This is a genomic window from Caballeronia udeis, from assembly GCF_044909315.1.
GTDB lineage: Bacteria > Pseudomonadota > Gammaproteobacteria > Burkholderiales > Burkholderiaceae > Caballeronia > Caballeronia udeis_A.
This window is the reverse complement of record NZ_JBIYEB010000014.1, coordinates 155,374-175,504: the sequence shown is the minus strand read 5'-3', so window position 1 is coordinate 175,504 and position 20,131 is coordinate 155,374. Positions and strand designations below refer to the sequence as shown.

Here is a 20,131-nt window from a genome sequence, read left to right as displayed (position 1 = left end):
GCCGCGAGTTAAATAGTCAGAACTTGTGGCGCAAGCCGAGCGCAGCCACGATCTGATGCGAATTGCTCGATGCCGTAATCGGCCAAAGAGCTGCCGTTGCTGCGTGACCCGTCGAATCCGTGCCGCTCGCCTGCTGCCAGCCGGTGCTCAGGTACACGTCAGTGCGCTTCGACAGGAAATAGTCTGCGCCCAAATTGACCTGGTTGTAGTGCGCTTCGCCCGCGCCGTGGCTACGGGTGTAGTTGTAGGAGACCCCGAGCAGCAATGGCGTCGTGAGTTGATAGCGGAAGTTGGCTTCGACGTTGTCGAAGGTGGCTGTATCGCCGAGAAACCGCGTGACCGGCAGCGTGCCCGCAGCGGTTCCCAAATCCTTGTACTTCGAGTTCGAGTACACCACGCCGAAGGTCGCCGCGCCCAGCGTATAAGCGCCACCGAGACCTGCTACCTGCAAGGTGCGCGCCGACGTGTAGCCCGAGTAGATCGGGGTGTTGTTCGGCGAAATCGCGGCGGTCCCGGCAGTGCCGTCGTAGAGCGACGTATTGGGCTGCGCTGCGTTCAGGTACGAAGCCGCTACGACGAACGGGCCGTTCACATAGGTCGCACCAAGGCTCCAGACGCGATTATTGCCAAAGTTGCCGGCCGTGCCGCCGAAGCTGTAAAGGCCGCTGAAGCGAAAACCGGCGTAGTCGTTGCTGACATATTTGACGCTGTTGCTGATACGGGCGTTGACGTAGAGGTTGTCTGTATTGCCCGGGTGCGCACCGATGCCACCGGCCCACTGGTTGGACGCAACGAGCGTACCAAGGAAGTCGGCTGAAGCTTCGTTTTGACGGCCGGCCGTGAACTTGCCGAATGGAGTTCCAAGGCCAACATAAGCGGCCCGCCCAAACTCGCGGCCGTTCTGGCCGAGCGTACCGGCTGTGCTGCTGAAGCCGTTTTCCAGGACAAACAACGCCTGCATGCCCCCGCCCAGATCCTCTTGTCCTCTCAGGCCCCAACGGCTTCCGGAAAGCGTTCCGCTCGACATCTGGTAGTTGGCGCTGCCTTTCTGATTGTTCGAGTAAACAAGCGAGGTGTCGATCAAGCCATAGAGCGTGACCGAGCTCTGGGCGTGAGCGCATGTGGCGGCCAATTGTGACGCGCCGACTGCTCCCAGAGTGGCCAGGACCTGCATGGAACGCTTCATCTGCATGTGTTCTCCGTTAATTTTTTTGAGCGCCTCTGGCGCTTCTTGATGTTCAAAGCGTCGTGATCTTATCGATCAGAAGTCGGTCATGCATTGATCGACACGGTCATTATAAGATCAAAAATGACTCAATCGATCAATGTTAACCCTAAAACGATCGAATCGATCATTATTACGATTGGATTGTGGCGGAGATGGGGGGCGGTCACGATTCGGACTTTTTCGTCCGCCGGCGCTCGAAAAACACCGGGTGAATGGCGATATCACGACCGGGCGCGTGCGCACGGGCCTGCGTGATCTTGAAGAAAGGGGGGCGAGAGTCGGGTCGCGGTCGATCGTTCGACCATGCGCCGCTTGGCGATCAGGCTGTTGCCGGTACTGAAGGATGACGCACGATCGCGCTTGCCGTTGCGAGCGCGATAACCGTATGGCCGCTCGCGGCTTCGATCAATGCGTCATCCGACCCGATGAACCGCGTGCCGGGAGGCTTATGGACGTTCCCGGGTCGCGGCGTCTTTGTGCCCGTTCACCGGTGCAAACCGTTGTTTCAGGTGGTGCAGGGGAGAGCGGCGGAACATCTCGCGCCGCTCCTCTTCCTCGAAGAAGGCGAGCGACGGTTTCACCAGGTCGCTACGGCTTATCAAGCCCACCAGATGGCGCGATTGCGCATCCGACACTACTGGCAAGCGCTCGAGTCCATGCACGGCCAGCCGGTTGGACACGATCCGGCAGGTTTCCCCTGGCAACGCCATGATCGGCGCGTTTGCGCCGAACAGGTCGCTCATTACGTGGACGGCCGGGTTGCCGGTTCGCGCGATCAATCCCTCGCGATCGATCATGCCTACCAAGGCGCCGTTCCGTGTCACCGGAAACGCGCGATGCATTTGCTTTTCACCAAAGCGGGTCGCCAGCACTTGCGCGACCGGCATATCCGCATCGATCGTTTCGACTTTGCGCGTCATCACCTCCTCGACGAAATGGCGCTCAAGAGGATCAATACCGTACTCCCGGTAGATGTGATAACCCCGCCGCGCGATCTTTTCGGTAAGGATGGAGCGCCGCATCAGCAGCACTGTGAATCCGTATGCGACAGCCGAAGCCATGAGCAGCGGCAACAGCACATTGGCGTCGTGAGTGAGTTCGAACGCGAACACGGTCGCCATGATCGGGGCCCGCATCATCCCGCCGAGCGTCGCCGCCATGAATACCAGCGGCCACACTGCGGGCTCCCCGCCGGGAAGGAACGGTCCGAGGATGGTTCCCATGGCTGCACCCATCGTCAGCAACGGAGCGAGTACGCCTCCTGATGTGCCTGAACCGAGGGCGATGACCCAGATGATCGCCTTCACCAGTATCAAGCCGGCCACGACGCTGACAGCAAGATGGTTGTGCAGCAGATCGCCGATCACGTCATAACCCACGCCGAGCGCGCGCGGCTCGAAATATCCGCCGATGCCCACGGCAATACCGCCAAGCGCGGGCCACCACATCCAGTGAACCGGCAATTTGCCGAAGAGGTCCTCGACCTTGTATAGCGCCGATGACAGGCCCCACGACATGGCGCCGGCCACGAGACCCGCAACCACGCATGAGATGAGGCCGAGCGGACCCAACGGGATGGTTTGCAACGGGAAGAGGGCACCGCTGCCGATCAGGAGAGGGCGCGTGAAACCCGCCACCGCGCACGCGACGGCAACGGGCAACAGGCTGCGCGGGCGCAGTTCGAACAGCAGCAGTTCGACCGCGAGCAGGACCGCCGCCACAGGCGTACCGAACACTGCCGTCATCCCGGCTACGGCGCCGGCGACGAGCAGCGTTTTGCGTTCTCCCGCGGTCAGATGGAAGTATTGTGCGAGCAGGGACCCCAGCGCACCGCCCGTCATGATGATGGGCCCTTCCGCACCGAACGGGCCGCCGCTGCCGATGGCGATCGCCGAGGAAAGTGGCTTGAGCACGGCAACCTTCGGCGACATCTTGCTCTTGCCGAACAGGATTGCTTCGATTGCTTCCGGAATGCCGTGTCCACGAATGGCTTCGCTGCCATAGCGAGCAATCAATCCGATGACCAGCCCGCCAATCACGGGAATCACGATTACCCAAAGACCGAGGGTATTGCCCGCGGGCGAGCGGCTGGCGAACGACAGGGACTGGAAGAAGAAAAGGTTGGTGAAAAAATTGATCAGGTGGAGCAGGACATAGGCCGTGACCGTGCTCAGCGCGCCGATCACTATTGCAATGGCTGTGATCCGCAACAGATGAGCATTCGCTGCAAAATCACCTCGTGAAGCGTTTTCGTGCACCTCGACTCCTCATCAATTCAGATTTATGTGTCCGCGTCGGCTGATGGAGCGGCGTGACCTTGCTGCACGGTCACTGAAGGCAAGCGGTGTCGCCATGCCCCGACTTAAAAATCGATCTGCGGAACGCGGAACGTGTTCGCGAGCGACTTCAGTTCCGCCCGATGCAATTCGGCTAGCCGAGAGAGGATTTTCTCTCCGGGTTTCAGCAAATGAACCTCGACCTGGCGGCGATCGGTCTCGCTAGGCTTTCGTTTGACCAGGTCTAGCGCCTCGCACCGCGTGACGAGCGCGACTATTCCGTGGTGATGGGCCTGAAGCCTTTCAGCGAGTTCGCCGACGGTCGCCCACTCCCGGTCCGGGTAGCCCTTGATATGCAGCAACAGTAAGTACTGCAGCGGAGTAATGCCTTCGTCCTGAGCAGCCTGCTCGGAGAACCGCTCGAACCGGCGCATCTGGTAACGAAACTGGGACAGCTGTTCAAAGTCTTCCTTTCTCAGGGCGCGAGAAGTTTCTTTCATGGGGATAGTCCAGTCAGGTTCCTGGATCGGAATTGTATCACATAGTGATATATATACGGTGCATTCACGGCGGCTAGGCGTGTGTTTGCCGGTAGAGGCCCCGGATCAGGTCCGCTTGCGTGATCATGCCGACGAGTTTCTCCCGCGCATCGAGCACCGGAATATGGTGATGGCCGTAAGCGGCGAACATGGGCACGAGTTTCGCGATCGAAGTGGTGACGCTGACCGTGGACACGTGGGTCGTCATGATGGACGCTACTGTCAGCGTTGAGTCAGGGCGGGCGAACCATCTCTCGAAAAATGTCGCCAGCGCTCGAAGTCTTCCGGCCGCCATATTTCTTGCGATGTCGGCCCGGGTGACGATACCGGCCACGGACCCGCGGTCGTCAACGACAGGAAGCGCCTTGATGCCATGACGCTTGAGTGTCGCGGCGGCCATTGCGATCGTCGTGCCGCGTGTAATGGAAACAACGGGGCTGGACATGATGTCCGCACAACTCAGTCCGTTGAGGCTGCGGACATACGATTGCAGCTGTATTTCCAGGAGCAGCGATTCGAGATCGGCCGGGTCGATGTCCAGCAATTCGTCGCGACGGCCGAGTACTGCCTCGAGGTCTTCACGCGTGAATCCAGGGCTGGCCCCTGGCGAACGGCGGCGGGTTTCCCTGGCTGAGCGCGCCGCATGAGGATAGCGATGCCCGGTCGCCGCATGAAACACGATGCCGACTCCCAACAGCGCAAACGACTGCGCGGCTACTGGCGCAAAGACGAAGCCGAATCCGAGAGCATGCACGGCTGGCCCACCGAGCACGGCAGTGAGCGCGACTGCACCCGAGGGAGGATGCACGCACCTGAACGCGAACATCGCACCAATTGACATTGCCACTGCAATCGGCGCGGCGTCGATCGGGTTCGCGATCCAGGTTGCGCACGCCACGCCGATGAACGCCGACATCATATTGCCGCCGATGATCGACCAGGGTTGGGCGAGCGGGCTCGCCGGCACCGCGAACAGCAGCACTGCGGAGGCGCCCATCGGCGCGACCAGGAGAGGGATGAGCGCGTGATCTCCCAGGAAAACATGCATCACGCCCGCGGTGAAGGATATGCCGATCAGTGCGCCGAGACAGGACCTTAAACGTTCGGGCCAACCAAGCGTGACGGGTGAGGGGGAGAAGCTGAGAAGCCAGCGTGCGAGAGCAGGTCGGATCATAAGCTTGGAAAACTTGGAAGATATCGTGAGCGGGCGAGGTCACATGGAACGTCCTCGCTGTCGGGCAGCGTCTGTTGCCGAATGCATCGTAATAGTATGCGATTATGACATATATCAAGATATCGCCTGAACCGGTTCCGGGCGGTCATGGCAGCGAAGCGGCAGGCCAGGTCATCATTAAATATAGCGAAAAACCGAAATAAACTCGGCGGGCAGCGACTGCGGAGGTCCGTGTACTACGAAAATTCCTCTTTTGAACCATCACGGTATGACAAATAATAAAGATCAGGAGCGCAGGGATCGAGAGCGCTGGTTGCCTGCAGAGAGAAGGCAGAACGGACGAAAGACGCTTTTTGGAGTGCTGTGTCCGGGTACGTTGATATTGTTGGTATACGTAGATTCCCTATCCCCTCAAGTTTGACCGATTCATGCCGTTAATACCTTCATGTGTCGGCGTATCTCCAAGTCACCACGGTAATGGCTTCAATTCGTTTGTTGAGGCGCCGTCGGCATTGGAGGTCAGTAGGGAGAAAGCAAAAACAATAACGGGATTCACTTTGAGGCGCTCTCCGAGCGCCTTTTTTTATTCGAGCGGAGCAGGTTAACCCGCTCTCGAGCCAGGAACATGAGGCGCACCTCCGACGTCTCGTTCACTGCCGGCTGTTGCTATCGTTCCGGGAAATGAGCCGTGACTGTGGCTTTACCCTCCCTTCGCGGGGCTCCGGTCCCCTCCCAGAAAATCCGGATCTATCCTCCATTTGCACGGTTTCGGCCACCTCGGTTAACGACGACACTGCAGTCATCGATCGACAACAATCCCTCTCCAGGACAATGCCGGAAGCCGGCTCCAAGTTTATAAACAAGCTTCCCTATTGTTTTTATCGATCGAGTTTTGACTTAGGCGTGCGTCGCGGATCCGGTTTGAGGGAAGGTGTGCTATTCCGCGTTCGCATGCTTGTGACGGCGTTACATGGCAGTTAATAAACGTCCTTAATCGTGTGTAACACCGACGACTACCTCTCTATCAACCCGGGGAAATACCCTGCGAATCTGGCTTTCAGGCGCAGGACGCACTCTTCTGGAGGTAACATGAAATCGTCGATCCATGCAGTTCTTGCGGCCGCGTTCCTGGCCGTTCCCATCGCTTCGTTTGCTCAACAGAACGGACCGGTCACGCGCGACCAAGTGCGCGCTGAACTCATCCAGCTACAACAGGCCGGTTATAACGGAAACGCCAGCGACACAACCTACCCTGCCGACTTGCAAGCCGCCTTAGCGCGTGTGGCCGCACAAAACCAGGCACAAGCACAAGTGCAAGCGGCTCCGCAAGACAGCGAATACGGCACGTCGTCCAGCGGCAGCTCGCAAGCGGGCCGGCCAGAAGTGCCCGTCGATACACAATCGATCTACAAGGGACAGTAGGACATCGGCTGCAGTCAGATGTGTCATTAGCCCCGTCCCTGCAGCGTACCGATGCGCTGCAGGTCATGGATGATCAAGCCGCCTTGATACGGCTAATCCACCATAGCGGGCGTGTCCGCCAAGGGTATTGCCGCAGCTTTATCCTGACCTCGCCGATCGCATACAAAACAATCTTGCGAGCACACAAGCCCCGGCGACAGCACTGTTCGCCGGGGCCTGCGGATTTACAGCAGATTCACAGAGGATTCACGGCGCCGGGTTCATGGGACCGTTGTCCGGTCCTTCTTCGACGCACGTTTTTGCGCGAGAGGACGAATCGCCTTAATGAAATCCGCTTCCGAGTACGACTGCCCTGCGTGAAGACCACCTGGTGCGGGCGCGAGTGGGAAAATAATATCGGCCCCGCCGGAGTCGGGCTTCAGCCAGAGCGCCATGAGGGCGATTGCTGAAAACCGCAACAGCCGGACTTCATACGAGTTCGCCCGCACATCGGGGAGCGTGGCGACCTGCGCCAGGGCCTGCGCGGTGGCGCCTACGAATTGACCGAAGTTGATGTTCGCGAGAAGCGTCGCGGTGCCGGCCGCATCGGCGAGAACTTCCGCAGCGGCAACGCTCGTTCCGTTCCCTTCGACGAGATACCGGAAACCCGAAGCAGCGGCCGACTCCAGGCCGCCACCGTCGGCGACAAGATCAGCGCGAAGATCGTAGACAGCGTGAGGCTGTTGCACCGTGAGGGTGCTGTAATCGAGCGCAAGCGCCGAGAGGGGGTTGTGCCGCTTTGAGAGCTTGTTCATGCCCTGCTGGACGAGGGCGTTTCCGTTCCTCGGCCCGGTTGCAAAATGAAGTGTCATGATTTTCTCCTGCGGCTCATTTCGTATAGTAGGACGCGTACCAGGAAGCACCACCGTTATAGCTGCCCGGGAACGTATTGAAGTCCTGGATCGACGGGCCGTATATGGGGTCCTCGATATTGATCGTCGGTGTAGCAGGGTCAGTATTATCGTACCCGTCGGTCGCCGGGTTGTGACCGCCGCCGCCATTCCATTGAATATTGATCGACACCGGATGCGCCGCTTCCAGCTGGTTGGTGATCGTCTGGAACGACGGCTTGCCCGAGGACTCCGAAGCGAGATGGCCGGTCGTGGCTAATGCCTGATCGCCGTAACCGGGTTGATTGCATGCAGTGCTGCCGCCGTTGACGCAGCAAGTGGTCTGCTTGTGTTGCTGGTTTGCGAGCAAGCACTGTGTCCACGTTGAAGCGGGATCGTAGTAAAGGGTGATGCTGGCTGTCGTGGCCGCCCAGCACCATTCGCTTTGCGTTTGATACTGCTCGTTCAGGCCAAGATACACCGCCGGCGTGACCAGCGTCCCCCCAAGAGATGCCCAGGCGGACCACGGCCCGGCATGTGGCGCGGTTTGCCAGATGTGCCACAGCGCGTTGTCCGTGCCGCGGGCAAACACTTCAAGCCGGCCATCGCTGTTGACGGCGACTGCCGCGTCGCTTGTGGTCGTTCCGCCGAGTGAAGCCCAGGCGGACCACGGCTCCGCGTGCGCCACGGTTTGCCAGACATGCCATAGAGCATCATCTTCGCCGCGTGCGAACGCTTCGAGTCGCCCATCGGTGTTGACCGCGACCGTCGGCTCGCTGGTGATGGTGCCGCCCAGCGAGCTCCAGTCGGACCATGGCCCTGCGTGTGGCGCCGTTTGCCAGACATGCCATAGCGCGTGGTCCGTGCCACGCGCAAATGCTTCAAGCCGGCCGTCGGTGTTGACGGCAACTGCCGCATTGCTGGTGATCGTTCCACCGAGTGAACTCCAGGCGGACCACGGCCCGGCATGCGCGACGGTTTGCCAGATATGCCACAGCGCGTTGTCCGTGCCGCGAGCGAACACTTCAAGCCGACCATCGGTGTTGACGGCGACCGCTATGTCGCTGGTGATCGATCCACCCAGCGAACTCCACGCGGACCATGGTCCCGCATGCGGGACCGTTTGCCAGGTGTGCCACAGCGCGTTGTCCGTGCCGCGGGCAAATACTTCAAGCCGTCCATCGGAGTTGACGGCGACCGTGGCATCGCTGGTGATCGACCCGCCCAGCGAGCTCCAGGCCGACCACGGCCCTGCATGCGGCGCTGTTTGCCAGGTATGCCACAGCGCGTCGTCCGCGCCGCGGGCGAACACTTCGAGCCGCCCGTCGGAGTTGACTGCGACTGACGGTTCGTTGGTGAGGATTCCACCGAGCGAGGTCCAGGCGGACCATGGACCAGCATGTGGCGCTGTCTGCCAGATATCCCACAGCGCGCGATCCGTGCCAATGCCCAAGACCTCCAGGCGGCCATCGACGTTGCATGCCGCCGTAACGGCAGTGCTCAGTGCTACTGATATTGGTGCTGACATGATTTCTCCCAAGATGATTGAGGCGCCAGGTCAAGCGCGAGGAGTGCGGCAGGCAATTCCGGCTACTGCGTATGACCGGATTTCCTGCCGCGCTGCCGGCGCGCCTGGGAAAATCGATTTGCCTGGTTGTCTCTGATACGTGCCGCAGAGGCCTCTGTTCAGGCTCATTCATGGATGCCGGCAGACCCATGGCAGGGCCGGCGGCATTTCGTGGTATCGCGTGGTGGCTCAGCTAGTTCGCCTTCAGGGCCTTCATCTGCTCTTCCAGTTGAGCCAGGGTCAGGCCGCCAGGCGTCATCTTCTTGGCCGTGAACCAGGTGGAGTCGGCAATGGCGTAAACCTCGTCGACATACTTCGCGAAGAAGGCCCATGTCATGGTGTAGAAGCTGCCCCACGATATGAGGTGCGCACCGGAGTTGTCGTATCCGGCCAGCACGACGGCATGGCCACCGACGATTGCATCGTTACTGTTCTGCACGTCCCACACCTCCGGCGGCACCGCGGGCGGAGCGGGAACAATGTATTGCGGCACATTGAAACCAATGTAGGCGACGCCGCAGTCGACAATGGCGCGTTTCACGTCGTCCACGTTGCGCGGATCCACTTCAACGAAAGCCGCGATTTTCTTTGGCGTCTCGCTATTACCCATTGGTGCACCGGTCTTGAGCAAATAGGTGAGCAGGTGCTGCTCGTTGCCTCCCGGACCCTCGCCACCGGCTTTCGGGTTGTAGCCGCACCCGAGGACATAAAGTTGCTCCACATCCTTGTTGGGCTCCGTTTCGATCGTGGACGTGGTGTTGAAACTCCACACTTGCAGCGCGTGATAGAACGCAGCACACGTACAGTCCCCAAGCGTGTTATTGAGCATCATGCCGAGGTTATCCGGCATGCCTTTCGTGTAGTCGATTTCCGCGGGTGGCGGCGCGGGCGTCTGCCCCGCGAGCAGCGCGCTCATGTGGGGTACCCGCGGATCATAAGTGCGATGCAGGCGGCCGAGCTTGTAAGCAGTCATTTGTCTTCTCCTCAGGTTGAAGCGCTCCCAGAATCCGGTTGTGGAGCGGTGCTGCCCGGGCATGGAACGGCACCCGGAAAGACCGCCTCGGTGGACACGAGTTCGATCCGCGCTGGCCACGCAAGCAGCCGGCGAACGGTCGTCTTGTCTTCGATATGCGGACTCGGAAGTCGCTTAACAGTTGAACGTTTGCGCGCCCGGACACAAGTCTCCCTGCCTGGGTACGCCCCCCTCGAACGAAAAATATCGATCGAGAAGGTGCAGCAACGGCAATTCAGGATAGCTCAGTAATCCAAATGATCTTAAGACCCACTTCACCGGAAATGAGGCCAAACACACATAGTTCCCAGGAGGGGGATATTGCACTTGGGCGGTGATGACTGGAGACGCGATCGAGCGCTTAAAGTGCCCAAAGCGAAGGGAGTAACTACATGGTGTCCTGTTAAACGGCGACACAACGTGAATTGATTTTTTTTGGCTGTCGGGATAGCAATTCAGCGTCACTTATCCGCATTTAGGGAAATTGGGGGCAGTGTGGTGTACGACGCGTACGGCTTTTACACGAGCTATAACGGTGCGCTTGCAGCGTGGGCGATGCTGGCCTGACATTGAACGCGTCCGGACCTGTTAGCGATAATGGCAGCATGAATCGCGATATCAGGAACCGGCCGGGAAATGGTTGGCGCGGGCTCCGCGGCGGAGATTTAATGGTTAACTGTTATTTTCGGACTACGTACTGTTATTTTCAGCCATTCGATGCGATCTTTCGGCGCTCTTCTCCAAGCGATTCATGGCTTTTATTCCTGCCTGCATCGCTTCGCTTTTTGTTGCCTGGAAGGTGTGTGTGATTGAGCAAGATCCGCCGAGTTATTGTGTGTTTTTCGATTCCGTGCGCGTCTTGACTTCGCAACTTGGGCGACCTATCGTGAACCAGTGCCTTGAATGCGAGGCACGTCCGCACGCACCAAAATGGTTCCCCTCCGAAGGCCAGCAGACCTCCGGTTTCACGGATTGGCCGTGGCGCCCAAAGGGTTCGCCAGTGGTCCGAATCTTCTTCCCGATTCCGCCCTTTGGCGGCTGATTTGGAATGTCATCATGCAAGCATTCGGCGGCAGCCTGACCGTGCCGGTACCCGTGGATGTCGCCGTCGACGGCGTGAGTAACGCCGGTGTGTCGGACGGTGAAACGGTGCTGGACATCACGGTCGCGAGCGCCATTGTGCAGGACGCGACCATCGCCGTGTATTTCACGGGCGGGACTACGCAGAACATCATTCATGCCCTTCAGCGAATGATCCACCCGGGAACGGGCGACCCCGTGCCGGCGGTCCTGTCCATCAGCTATGGATGGGGACCGGGCGACGAGAATGCCCAAAGTTTCTCCGACCAGGAGTTCACGGCAATTGACCAGTTGTTTCAGGACGCAGCGAGTGCCGGCGTCACCGTGCTGGTCCCCTCGGGGACTCAGGTGCTTTTCTGGGGACACGAAAGCAGGCTCAGGCCCGCTATCCGGCAACCGAACCCTGGGTGATCGCGTGCGGTGGCGTGAGCGCGCGTTTCCCGGTTCCCAGCGATCAGGCCAATGCCGAGGTGCCAAAGCGCGGTGGCACCCTTATATGCGGGCCTTATTGCGATCATGAACGCCAACCTGGGCCATTCGGTGGGATTCATCACCCCAAGCCTGTACAGCCTCGGGAGCGGCGTATTCCGTGACGTTTCGGGTCCACCCGGACCCGCCAACAATTCTTTCGACGGAACGACCGGCTATCCGGCCACGGCTGGCTGGAACGCATGCACGGGGATGGGGGGCGTGAACGGCACGGCTCTTCAGGCGGGCCTGGGCGAGGCACCACCCTCCTGGCGAGGTCGAGCGCTGAAGACAGTCCAGGATCGTTGCGCCTGGGCCGGTCGCCGGCTCAGGCCCGCTCGCCCGTAATGTAGTGTTCGAGTTGCTGGATCGTGAATTCTTGTTCCTCGATGATGTTCTTCACCAGGTCGCCGATCGAGATCATGCCGACCAGCCGCTCGTGATCGAGCACTGGCAGATGGCGCATGCGGTATTCGGTCATCAGCGCCATGCATTCTTCGCTTGACTGGTCAGGCCGCACGAAACGCACTGCCCGGGTCATGATGTCCCGCACCGGCGTGACCTTCGACGAGCGGTCCTTCAGCACCACTTTTCGCGCATAGTCACGCTCCGTGATGATCCCGGCAATGCTGTCGCCGTCGGTGACGACCAGTGCTCCAATGTGCTTTTCCGCCATGAGTTTGATCGCGTCGTAGACGCATTCGGACGCGGTGACCGTGTAGACGCTCTGGTTCGGTTTCGACTTGAGGATTTGCGCAACGCTTGTCATGGAGTGGCTCCATTTCCCATTTCTCATTCGACCTTGGCGGCCCGATGACAATCCGCGACAGGCTGTCGTGAAGGACCACCGCTTTCAGTATAGGTGGCCTGGTTGCGGGTCGAGGGGCGAAGTCGGCCCGATTTTTGGCAGGTTGCCGTCATGCGGGCGACGTTGCGCGAGACTTGATGGGAGGTTCAGCGGCAACCGGCGCTGGCTGGTCGCCGCGCGCCGTTCACGACATGCAACTAAGCAGCCGCTGGATAACGGAAATCCTCTCCCGAGAGACCGCGCTCATACACCTGCTCACCGGCTACATAGGTCGCCTTGATCGCGCGATCGTCGCCAAGAGTCATGAGCACGAACAGCTGTTCGACGATGTCCTTGCAGTATCCCGATCGGAATGACATCAGCGGCGTGGCCTTGCGGTCGAGTATGACAAGGTCGGCCTCATAGCCTTTCGCCACGGTTCCTATCTTGTCCTGCAAGTACAAGGCCTCGGCGCCGCCTCGCGTTGCGAGGTAGAAAGCCTGGATTGCGTTGAGCTTCGTCTGGTTCATTTGCGCGACCTTGTAGGCCTCGTTGAGCGATTGCAATTGCGAAAAGCTCGTACCCGCACCCACGTCGGTACCCAGTCCGACACGCACCGGCCGTTTTGGATTCTTGGCATCGAACAGACGGAACAGCCCGCTGCCCAGGAACAGGTTCGACGTCGGACAATGCGCCAGCGCCGCACCGGTCTGGTGGCACGTGCAAAGATCGTCTTCCGTCAGATGAACGCCGTGACCGTAGATGGAACGCGGTCCCACAATGCCCGCGTGCGCATAGACGTCCAGATAGCTTTTGCGTGCCGGGAACAGTTCCATCACCCACTTGATCTCGTCCACGTTCTCGCACAGATGCGTCTGTACGTAGGCGTCGGGATGCTCCCTGAGCAAGGCGCCGCATACGTCCAGCTGGGCTTCCGTGCTGGTGGGCGCGAAGCGCGGCGTAATGCAATACAACTGCCGTCCGTGCTTGTGCCACTTCGCGATCAGCGCCGAGCTTTGTGTGTGCGCGAGTTCGGCGGTATCGAGCAGGGCTGCCGGTGCGTTGCGGTCCATCAACACCTTGCCCGCAACCATGCGCGTGTTGAAACGCGCCGACTCCTCGAAGAATGCATCCACCGATCCGGGATGGACCGTGCAGTAGACCGCGGCGGTGGTCGTGCCGCAACGCAACAGCTCGCGCAAGAAGATCTTTGCGATCTTCTGCGCATGGCCCTGATCCGCAAAATTCTGCTCCGCGACGAAGGTATAGGTGTTGAGCCATTCGAGGAGTTGCTGGCCGAACGCCCCGATCACTTTCGTCTGCGGATAGTGGATGTGCGTATCGATGAACCCGGCCGAGATAATGGAATCCGGATAGTGCTGGACCGCGACGCCCGGAGGCAGCCGCGAGCCACTTCCGAAGCAGGCCCGACGTCGACAATACGACCGCCGTCGATTGCAACGATCGCGTCGGGAATGTGGACCAGGCATTTTTCGGCGGGTTCGAGAAAGGGGTCGCCGCTGAAGGTAATCACGTCGGCGCGCAAAGCTTTGAAGGTCGTCATGTCAATCTTCCTGATGGTGGGGCGTGCTGGTCGCGTGGGCGACCGAAGCGAAAAGCGTGGCGAGGGGCACGGGCCGGGTCAGCTCCGCGCCGGATGCGATTCCTTCATGATCAGCGAGATCACGAACGCCGCGATCAGGGAAACAATGATGGGTTCGGCTGCATATTCGGCAATGGCCATCGTCTGGTCCGTGAGCCCCGCAGCGACTCCGGAGACCACTCTCGAGCCCGGCGCGGCGATCATGATGCCGCCGGCAATGAACGCGAGGCCATTCACAAACGCAGCCGATGTACCGATCAATTCCGGCGGGACGACGTCCGCGGCGGTGCTGAACGTAAGCATGTGCGCCGCGTTTGCGAAGCCGAAAAGAAAGTTCAGTGCCATCGCGACGGGAATGGATACCGACGGCAGATAAAGCAGGGCGCCCGCACAGGCCACCTGGACGGCTATGCCGACCACGATCGGCATCTTGCGCCGTTCGATCTTGTCGGAGAGCGCGGGAATCACGAGGCAGCCTGCCGCAAGACCGAGCCACAGGAGAGAGGAACTGAACGCGGCCGTAGCGGGGGATGCACCGCGAATTTCCATGAGCTTGGGTGTCCAGACCACGCCAGCCGCCAGCATGCTGCCGAACAACGCGGCGCAGATCAACGCCGACAACCAGACATGGGGAATCTTGATCCCCTGCAGCAACGCAGTCAGGACTGAACGCACAAAAGCCCCGGCACCGCCCGCACCCGATGATTCGACGGGTGTCGGATTCTTCAGGAAGAAGAAGGCAAGAACGGACAGCACGACCCCGGCTGCGCCCACGAGGTTGAACACTTCCCGCCATGGCATTGCATTCAGCCCGAGTTGCAATGCATTGACCGAGAATGCCGAGGACAGCGACGCGCAGAACTGCACCAGCCCGAACATGAAGTTGAAGCGGGACATGCCGAACCATTGGCCGCCAATGTAGCCCGCCCCCACAAACCCGGTACATGCGCCCACCGCCATGACGAACTGCGAGACGAGCAGCGTGTTGTAGCTGTCCGCATTGGCAAACAGGAATACGCCTGCGGTGACCAGCACCACCGAAATTGGCAAGACCTTGTGTACCCCCAGGCGATCCAGCAATGCGCCGCCGAAGAACTGGCAGATGGCGAACACCCACGTGTAGACGGCCGCCACGCCGGCGACCTGCTTGACAGTCAGCGACGCGCTTTTCTGTACCTCGGAGTTGACGATTGAATACCCGGTTTGCACGCTGAACAGATAGATGACGAATGCCACGGAAAGCGCCCAGATCCACCACGCTCGCGCGCCACCGAGCTGAAAGGGCGCTACTGGAATTTGCTTCGATGAAACCGCGTTCATAGGTCTTCTCCAGGCGAATACAACTCCGCGCTCGAAATAATCGCGTTTTTTAAAATGAAATAAAATCTACCCGGACTTCAGGTTGTCGATTCAATGAATGAGCGAAGATTTATGCCGGATCTATCCGGCAACGAATTTAGACGAGTATTCGCCCCGCTCAGTCAATATGACTCGGGGCACGTAAAGCGGGTGGCTGCTTTGAGCATGGACGGAACGGCGCGTGGATCGGCAATTCAGTGAACTTAACAACTGATATCGATTTCTACAAGCCTTTAATTGGCAGGTTGACGGATTCGTTCGAATGTCATTTTTAATTCGAAAAAGCGATTAAATCGCATGTTGCGATTGTTCCGTGATTAACGGATGGAAGCTGAAACAGAGATTATGGTGGCGAGATATAAAACGTTCGCATTGACGATTGATAAAACCGGTGCGATCAAGCGGAACGGAATCAGGAAATGAAGAGAAGCGCAGTAGCGATAGCGAGTCGGACGCGCCGTCAAAAGCGCGCCCGTTTTAGATGCCGATTCTCAGATGCCCATTGCCTGGCCGTCGCTACGCGGATCATGCGCTCCGGACAATGCGCCGTCCGGCTCAATCCGAATGACGCCCGGATGCCCGGCAAGCGGACTCTGCGCGGCAATCGTGCTCACTTCATGCCCGCGCGCGGCTAGCGCGGCGAACACATCGGCGCCGGCATCTTCTTCCAGCTTCAGTGCATCGCGGGTATCCGAGAAGGTTTTCCCAAGCAGGAATCGCGGACGAGCCAGCGCGCTCAGCGGGTCCATCCCGTAGTCGATCAACCGCGTCAACACCGCTGCCAGGGTCTGCGGCTGGCCGTCCGCGCCCTGCGTGCCGAACAGCAAATGCGGCCGGCCATCTTTCAGGTACATACCCGGATTGAGCGTATGAAATGGCCGCTTGCCCGGCTGCACGGAATTGTGATGCGCGGCGTCCACGCTGAACGACGCGCCTCGGTTGTGCCAGAGAATACCGGTGTCGCCGGCCACGATGCCGCTGCCCCAGTCGAAGTAGACCGTTTGCAGCAGACTGACGCTGCGGCCTTGCGCGTCCGATGCGCCGATGAACGCCGTATCGCCGGGGCGGAATACGTGCGGCCACGCCCGCGCTTGGTGAGGGTTAATCGAGCGCGCATGAGCGTCGAGCGTGTCGGAGGAGAGCATCTCGTTCACAGGAACGCGGTTGAACTCCGGGTCGCAGACGAAACGGTCCCGGTCCACGAACGCGCATTTCACCGCCTCCACCAGCAGGTGGTAGTAGTCGGCGCTGCCTTCCGCAATGGCCGACAGGTCGAAGCGCGCCAGCGTGCCCATGATTTGCAGCGTGGTGACGCCTTGCGTAGGGGGTTGCAGGCTCACGAGTTCTCCACCGCGATACGCCACGCGCAGCGGTGTTTCATCGCGTGCGCGGGTCTTCGCGAGGTCGGCCTGCGTCAGCGGCGAACCCGCTTGCCGCAAGCCGCGTGCAATGCGCTCAGCGAGTTCACCTTCGTAGAATTCGCGCGCGCCGTAGGTTGCAATGCGTTCAAGACTGCGCGCGAGCGCCGGTTGAGCGAAGCGCTCGCCGATCGCAGGCGTTTGTCCGCCGGGCGCAAATACTGCTGAAAAGCCCGGCATTGCGCGTAATTCATCGGCGCGAAACTGCTGCCAGAAGTGCTGCGAAGGGGTGACCGGAAATCCCTCGGATGCATGGCCGATAGCGCGGTCGAACAGCGACGACCATGTGCGTTGACCGCCCCATGACGCCTGGCTGATCGCGTACGCCTGATGCCAGGTATCGGCCGTGGCTGCCGTGGTCAGCGTCGAGCCGGCGCCGCGCAACGGGATGGCGGCGGAGAACGCGGGCAAGGTCTGCGCCGCCTGCCCGATGCCCGATAACGTGCGCAGCATGCCCGTCCGGTCGCCGATGACCCAGAACGCATCGCCGCCAAGACCGGTGAAATGCGGATAGGTCACGCTCAGCGCCGCGCCTGTTGCAATGGCTGCTTCAATGGCGTTGCCGCCCGCGCGCAGCACCTCGAGTCCCGCTTCGCTTGCGAGCGCATGGGGGCTGGTGACCATCCCTTCGGTGGACGTGGCGAGGGTCGTGTTGTGCAGGGACATGGAGGCTCCGTGGTCGGTCAGCCGAGCGTGAAGCGCTCGCGGGTGGTCACATAGTCGCTCGCGCCGAACCGTCCGACCGGGAAGTAGTGCTGAAGCCGCACACGCCATGTTTCGATATCGATCAATTCGTCGCGTGCATGCAGGCGGTGAACGCATCCGATGAATATCTGCCGGCTCGTGGTTTCCAGCGTCTCCCACAACGTGCATTCGAACGCCACCGGCGCTTCTGCGATCCGTGGCGGCGCGACTCGCGAGCTTGGCGTCGGCGTCAGCCCGACCTTCTCGAGCTCGCTGACATCGGGCGGCAGACGTTCTCCGCACCGATGCATCTTCTCAGCCATCGCTTCGTCGCACAGATGCACGACGAACTCCCGGCTGCGCGCAATATTCACGGCGGTGTCCTTGAGCGAGCCATCGTTGAGGCGGTTGATGCTGATCATCACAATGGGCGGCTCCTCGCCCAGCATATTGAACATCGAGAAGGGCGCCGCGTTGATCGTGCCGCTTGCGCTCAAGGTCGTGACCAGCGCGATCGGACGCGGCACGATCAGGCTCGCCATGAGCTTGTATCGCTGATATTCGGTGATGGTTTCGAAGTCTATTTCCATGATGGTCCGGATCAGTAACTCAGGGCTGGCACTCAGGGCTGGCACTCAGGGCTGGCACTCAGGGCTGACACTCAGGGCTGACACTCAGGGCTGACATTCAGGGCTTACACCTGGATTCAACTCATGCCGAGCAGTTGCCCAAGGCTTTTCTCGCCCTGCATGCGCGACGTCTCAAGGCGCTCTTCCAGTTCGCGAAGGTGCGCTTCCATGCGCGCAATCGCGCCGGCCGCGTCGCGCGCCTCGATGCAGTCGACAATCGCCGCATGTTCGTCGTGCTCGCAGGGCGCATGGCCCGGCGGCTCGTAGACGCCCACGATCAGCGAGCATCGCGATACCAGTTCCGTCAGGTAACGTTGCAGGATCGAATTGCCGGCAAGTGCCGCAATACGCAGGTGAAAGTCGCTTGCAAGCCGCGCCCACGAGGGCTGGTCGAAGCGATGCATGGCTTCGTGCTCGTCGGCCAGCTGGCGGCGCAGTTCCTTGATGTCGTGCGCAGTCGCACGTTGCACGGCGAGCTCCACCAGCACCCGTTCCATCGAGCGGCGCGCTTCGAAAATCTCGCGTGTTTCCTCGGGCGTCGGCTCGGCGATCACCGCGCCCTTGTTCGGCCGCAACACGACAATGCCGTCGTAGGCGAGCCGCTCCAGCACGCGCCGCACGACCGCGCGGCCGACGCCGAACAACTGGCACAACTCTGGCTCTGGAAGTTTGGTGCCGGGCGTCAGGCGATGGTTGAGCACACCGTCGAAGATAGCCTGGTAGAGGCGGGCATCGGCGTCCTGCACAGCTTCTTTGGCGGGCTTTGCCGCCACCTTCAATGGGGATTTCGGCGTCATTTTTCTGCTGAAAGCCGGGCTTGCTGCGAAGTACCGACGAGGCCCGTGCGCTCCATCTCGTCCATATGGCGGGCGATGGCGCCGGGCGTTGTGATCCACACGTCGCCGTTCGCGCGCGCGGCGGCAATGTGCTGCAGTGCGCGCCGCAAATGCCGCAGCCGGTAGGGCTGTCCGACGAGATAGGGATGCAATGCGATACCCATCACGAGTGCCTGCGCATGGCGGCTGCGGTTCGCCTGTTCGAGCATTTCGTCGAACTGGTCGATGATCATGTCCGCGAAGGCGCGCGCGTCGAGATGGCGGCCGACCATCATTGGCAAGTCGTTGAGTTCTTGCGGGTAGGGGATGGACCACAACGAACCGGAGCGCGTCGCCATGCGCACCGGGCGGTCGTCGTGGCACCAGTTCAGGGTGTAGCGGTAGCCGGTTTCCGCGAGCAGGTCGGGTGTGACGCGCGACTCGGAGATCCAGGGCGAGAGCCAGCCCGCAGGCGGCGTGCCGGCATGGGCGGCCAGACGCTCCCGGCAATGCCGCAGCAACGCGCGCTCGCTGTTTTCGTCCAGGTCGCTCTGGCGATGCGCATTCGTATGGCCATGCGCGATCAGTTCGTCGCCGCGTGCGAGACAGGCGTCGATGACCTCCGGGCAGTGGTCGTAGAGCGACGTATTGATCAGCGTGCCCGACGGCAGGTCGAGCTGGTCGAAGAGTTCGATGCAGCGCCATACGCCCACACGGTTGCCGTATTCACGCCAGCTGTAGTTGAGCACATCGGGCTGCGGCGAGACCGGGCCGAGTGCGGCGCCCAGGCCTTCGCCGAACGCGAAGTGCTCGATGTTGAAGCCGAGGTAGACGGCGAGCCCGGTGTCGCCGGGCCACCGAAACGCGTCGGTGTCGGTGATCGGCCGGTACGGAAAGCGACCGTGCGTGGCGAGCGGGCCGAACGCAGGATCGTGCGGCGCGCGAACGGTGCGGATGATGTCCATGTGCAAATGCCCTGGTGACAAACGTGCTGCGCACGGGCGTGCCGTGCGTGAACCTTTTTGGGGGATTGCGCCCCGTGCCGGACCCGCGGCGCACCGCGATTGTGCGGATTGGCGAGTTTGATTGCCGACAGTTCGGTGCGCAATCGTGTGCAATTTACACGCCATATCGTCTACGTTCAATAGATTCGATGGCTTGCGATCAAATCCCCGGTATGCGGACAAAGTGGCACATGTCT

General features: G+C 60.5%; 17 protein-coding genes. 2 read left to right on the top strand and 15 right to left on the bottom strand.

Features of this window, described 5'->3' with window-relative positions:
• Window positions 1-16: 16 nt before the first annotated feature.
• The 4 genes from ABH944_RS22790 to ABH944_RS22775 form a co-directional block, all read right to left on the bottom strand.
• Window positions 17-1,186, bottom strand: a complete 1,170-nt coding sequence (locus tag ABH944_RS22790) for a porin (protein ID WP_404609103.1) — start codon at window positions 1,184-1,186, stop codon at window positions 17-19.
• 488 nt (window positions 1,187-1,674) lie between these two features.
• On the bottom strand, window positions 1,675-3,486 hold the full coding sequence (locus ABH944_RS22785; RefSeq protein ID WP_404609003.1) for a chloride channel protein: 1,812 nt from the start codon (window positions 3,484-3,486) through the stop codon (window positions 1,675-1,677).
• A 104-nt stretch (window positions 3,487-3,590) separates the two neighbouring features.
• Complete coding sequence (locus tag ABH944_RS22780) at window positions 3,591-4,004, bottom strand: MarR family winged helix-turn-helix transcriptional regulator (RefSeq protein ID WP_062086182.1); 414 nt, start codon at window positions 4,002-4,004, stop codon at window positions 3,591-3,593.
• A gap of 73 nt (window positions 4,005-4,077) precedes the next feature.
• On the bottom strand, window positions 4,078-5,217 hold the full coding sequence (locus tag ABH944_RS22775) for an HPP family protein (protein ID WP_404609001.1): 1,140 nt from the start codon (window positions 5,215-5,217) through the stop codon (window positions 4,078-4,080).
• A gap of 1,089 nt (window positions 5,218-6,306) precedes the next feature.
• On the opposite strand from ABH944_RS22775, the gene ABH944_RS22770 reads away from it, so the two are divergent.
• Entirely contained in the window at window positions 6,307-6,639 is a 333-nt protein-coding gene (locus ABH944_RS22770; protein ID WP_404608999.1) for a DUF4148 domain-containing protein, read from the top strand.
• A gap of 260 nt (window positions 6,640-6,899) precedes the next feature.
• Here ABH944_RS22770 and ABH944_RS22765 read toward each other — a convergent pair whose 3' ends face one another.
• From ABH944_RS22765 to ABH944_RS22755, 3 genes are all read right to left on the bottom strand, one after another.
• Window positions 6,900-7,490, bottom strand: a complete 591-nt coding sequence (locus tag ABH944_RS22765; RefSeq protein ID WP_404608998.1) for a hypothetical protein — start codon at window positions 7,488-7,490, stop codon at window positions 6,900-6,902.
• A 16-nt stretch (window positions 7,491-7,506) separates the two neighbouring features.
• Window positions 7,507-9,036, bottom strand: coding sequence for a PLL family lectin (locus ABH944_RS22760; RefSeq protein WP_404608997.1), 1,530 nt, complete (start codon window positions 9,034-9,036; stop codon window positions 7,507-7,509).
• Window positions 9,037-9,268: 232 nt separating this feature from the next.
• On the bottom strand, window positions 9,269-10,048 hold the full coding sequence (locus ABH944_RS22755; RefSeq protein WP_404608996.1) for a hypothetical protein: 780 nt from the start codon (window positions 10,046-10,048) through the stop codon (window positions 9,269-9,271).
• Between the two features lie 1,095 nt (window positions 10,049-11,143).
• Between ABH944_RS22755 and ABH944_RS22750 the strand changes: the two genes are divergently transcribed.
• Window positions 11,144-11,578: a S8/S53 family peptidase gene (locus ABH944_RS22750; protein WP_404608995.1), complete on the top strand. Its 435-nt coding sequence runs from the start codon at window positions 11,144-11,146 to the stop codon at window positions 11,576-11,578.
• Between the two features lie 385 nt (window positions 11,579-11,963).
• Here the strand turns inward: ABH944_RS22750 and ABH944_RS22745 are convergent, their stop codons facing one another.
• From ABH944_RS22745 to ABH944_RS22710, 8 genes are all read right to left on the bottom strand, one after another.
• Window positions 11,964-12,404, bottom strand: a complete 441-nt coding sequence (locus ABH944_RS22745; protein ID WP_404608993.1) for a CBS domain-containing protein — start codon at window positions 12,402-12,404, stop codon at window positions 11,964-11,966.
• Window positions 12,405-12,640: 236 nt separating this feature from the next.
• Entirely contained in the window at window positions 12,641-13,768 is a 1,128-nt protein-coding gene (gene guaD, locus ABH944_RS22740) for a guanine deaminase (RefSeq protein ID WP_404609101.1), read from the bottom strand.
• Window positions 13,732-13,986 (bottom strand): imidazolonepropionase-like domain-containing protein, encoded by a 255-nt coding sequence (locus ABH944_RS22735; RefSeq protein ID WP_404609112.1) that lies wholly within the window; start codon window positions 13,984-13,986, stop codon window positions 13,732-13,734. Before ABH944_RS22735 ends, guaD begins: the two co-directional genes overlap by 37 nt.
• Before the next feature lie 78 nt (window positions 13,987-14,064).
• Window positions 14,065-15,345, bottom strand: coding sequence for an MFS transporter (locus ABH944_RS22730; RefSeq protein WP_404608991.1), 1,281 nt, complete (start codon window positions 15,343-15,345; stop codon window positions 14,065-14,067).
• Window positions 15,346-15,875: 530 nt separating this feature from the next.
• Window positions 15,876-17,468, bottom strand: coding sequence for a gamma-glutamyltransferase family protein (locus ABH944_RS22725; protein WP_404608990.1), 1,593 nt, complete (start codon window positions 17,466-17,468; stop codon window positions 15,876-15,878).
• Between the two features lie 17 nt (window positions 17,469-17,485).
• A complete protein-coding gene (locus ABH944_RS22720; protein WP_404608988.1) occupies window positions 17,486-18,076 on the bottom strand; it encodes a flavin reductase family protein in 591 nt (196 codons plus the stop codon).
• A gap of 116 nt (window positions 18,077-18,192) precedes the next feature.
• On the bottom strand, window positions 18,193-18,912 hold the full coding sequence (locus tag ABH944_RS22715; protein ID WP_404608987.1) for a GntR family transcriptional regulator: 720 nt from the start codon (window positions 18,910-18,912) through the stop codon (window positions 18,193-18,195).
• Window positions 18,909-19,895, bottom strand: coding sequence for a polysaccharide deacetylase family protein (locus ABH944_RS22710; protein WP_404608986.1), 987 nt, complete (start codon window positions 19,893-19,895; stop codon window positions 18,909-18,911). Before ABH944_RS22710 ends, ABH944_RS22715 begins: the two co-directional genes overlap by 4 nt.
• Window positions 19,896-20,131 lie beyond the last annotated feature (236 nt).

What these genes read in the sequence shown, in the direction of transcription:
- ABH944_RS22790 (WP_404609103.1), bottom strand. Translation starts at nt 1,186, where the DNA reads ATGAAGCGTTCCATGCAGGTCCTGGCCACTCTGGGAGCAGTCGGCGCG.
- ABH944_RS22780 (WP_062086182.1), bottom strand. Translation starts at nt 4,004, where the DNA reads ATGAAAGAAACTTCTCGCGCCCTGAGAAAGGAAGACTTTGAACAGCTG.
- ABH944_RS22775 (WP_404609001.1), bottom strand. Translation starts at nt 5,217, where the DNA reads ATGATCCGACCTGCTCTCGCACGCTGGCTTCTCAGCTTCTCCCCCTCA.
- ABH944_RS22770 (WP_404608999.1), top strand. Translation starts at nt 6,307, where the DNA reads ATGAAATCGTCGATCCATGCAGTTCTTGCGGCCGCGTTCCTGGCCGTT.
- ABH944_RS22765 (WP_404608998.1), bottom strand. Translation starts at nt 7,490, where the DNA reads ATGACACTTCATTTTGCAACCGGGCCGAGGAACGGAAACGCCCTCGTC.
- ABH944_RS22760 (WP_404608997.1), bottom strand. Translation starts at nt 9,036, where the DNA reads ATGTCAGCACCAATATCAGTAGCACTGAGCACTGCCGTTACGGCGGCA.
- ABH944_RS22755 (WP_404608996.1), bottom strand. Translation starts at nt 10,048, where the DNA reads ATGACTGCTTACAAGCTCGGCCGCCTGCATCGCACTTATGATCCGCGG.
- ABH944_RS22750 (WP_404608995.1), top strand. Translation starts at nt 11,144, where the DNA reads ATGCAAGCATTCGGCGGCAGCCTGACCGTGCCGGTACCCGTGGATGTC.
- ABH944_RS22745 (WP_404608993.1), bottom strand. Translation starts at nt 12,404, where the DNA reads ATGACAAGCGTTGCGCAAATCCTCAAGTCGAAACCGAACCAGAGCGTC.
- ABH944_RS22735 (WP_404609112.1), bottom strand. Translation starts at nt 13,986, where the DNA reads ATGACGACCTTCAAAGCTTTGCGCGCCGACGTGATTACCTTCAGCGGC.
- ABH944_RS22730 (WP_404608991.1), bottom strand. Translation starts at nt 15,345, where the DNA reads ATGAACGCGGTTTCATCGAAGCAAATTCCAGTAGCGCCCTTTCAGCTC.
- ABH944_RS22725 (WP_404608990.1), bottom strand. Translation starts at nt 17,468, where the DNA reads ATGTCCCTGCACAACACGACCCTCGCCACGTCCACCGAAGGGATGGTC.
- ABH944_RS22720 (WP_404608988.1), bottom strand. Translation starts at nt 18,076, where the DNA reads ATGGAAATAGACTTCGAAACCATCACCGAATATCAGCGATACAAGCTC.
- ABH944_RS22715 (WP_404608987.1), bottom strand. Translation starts at nt 18,912, where the DNA reads ATGACGCCGAAATCCCCATTGAAGGTGGCGGCAAAGCCCGCCAAAGAA.
- ABH944_RS22710 (WP_404608986.1), bottom strand. Translation starts at nt 19,895, where the DNA reads ATGGACATCATCCGCACCGTTCGCGCGCCGCACGATCCTGCGTTCGGC.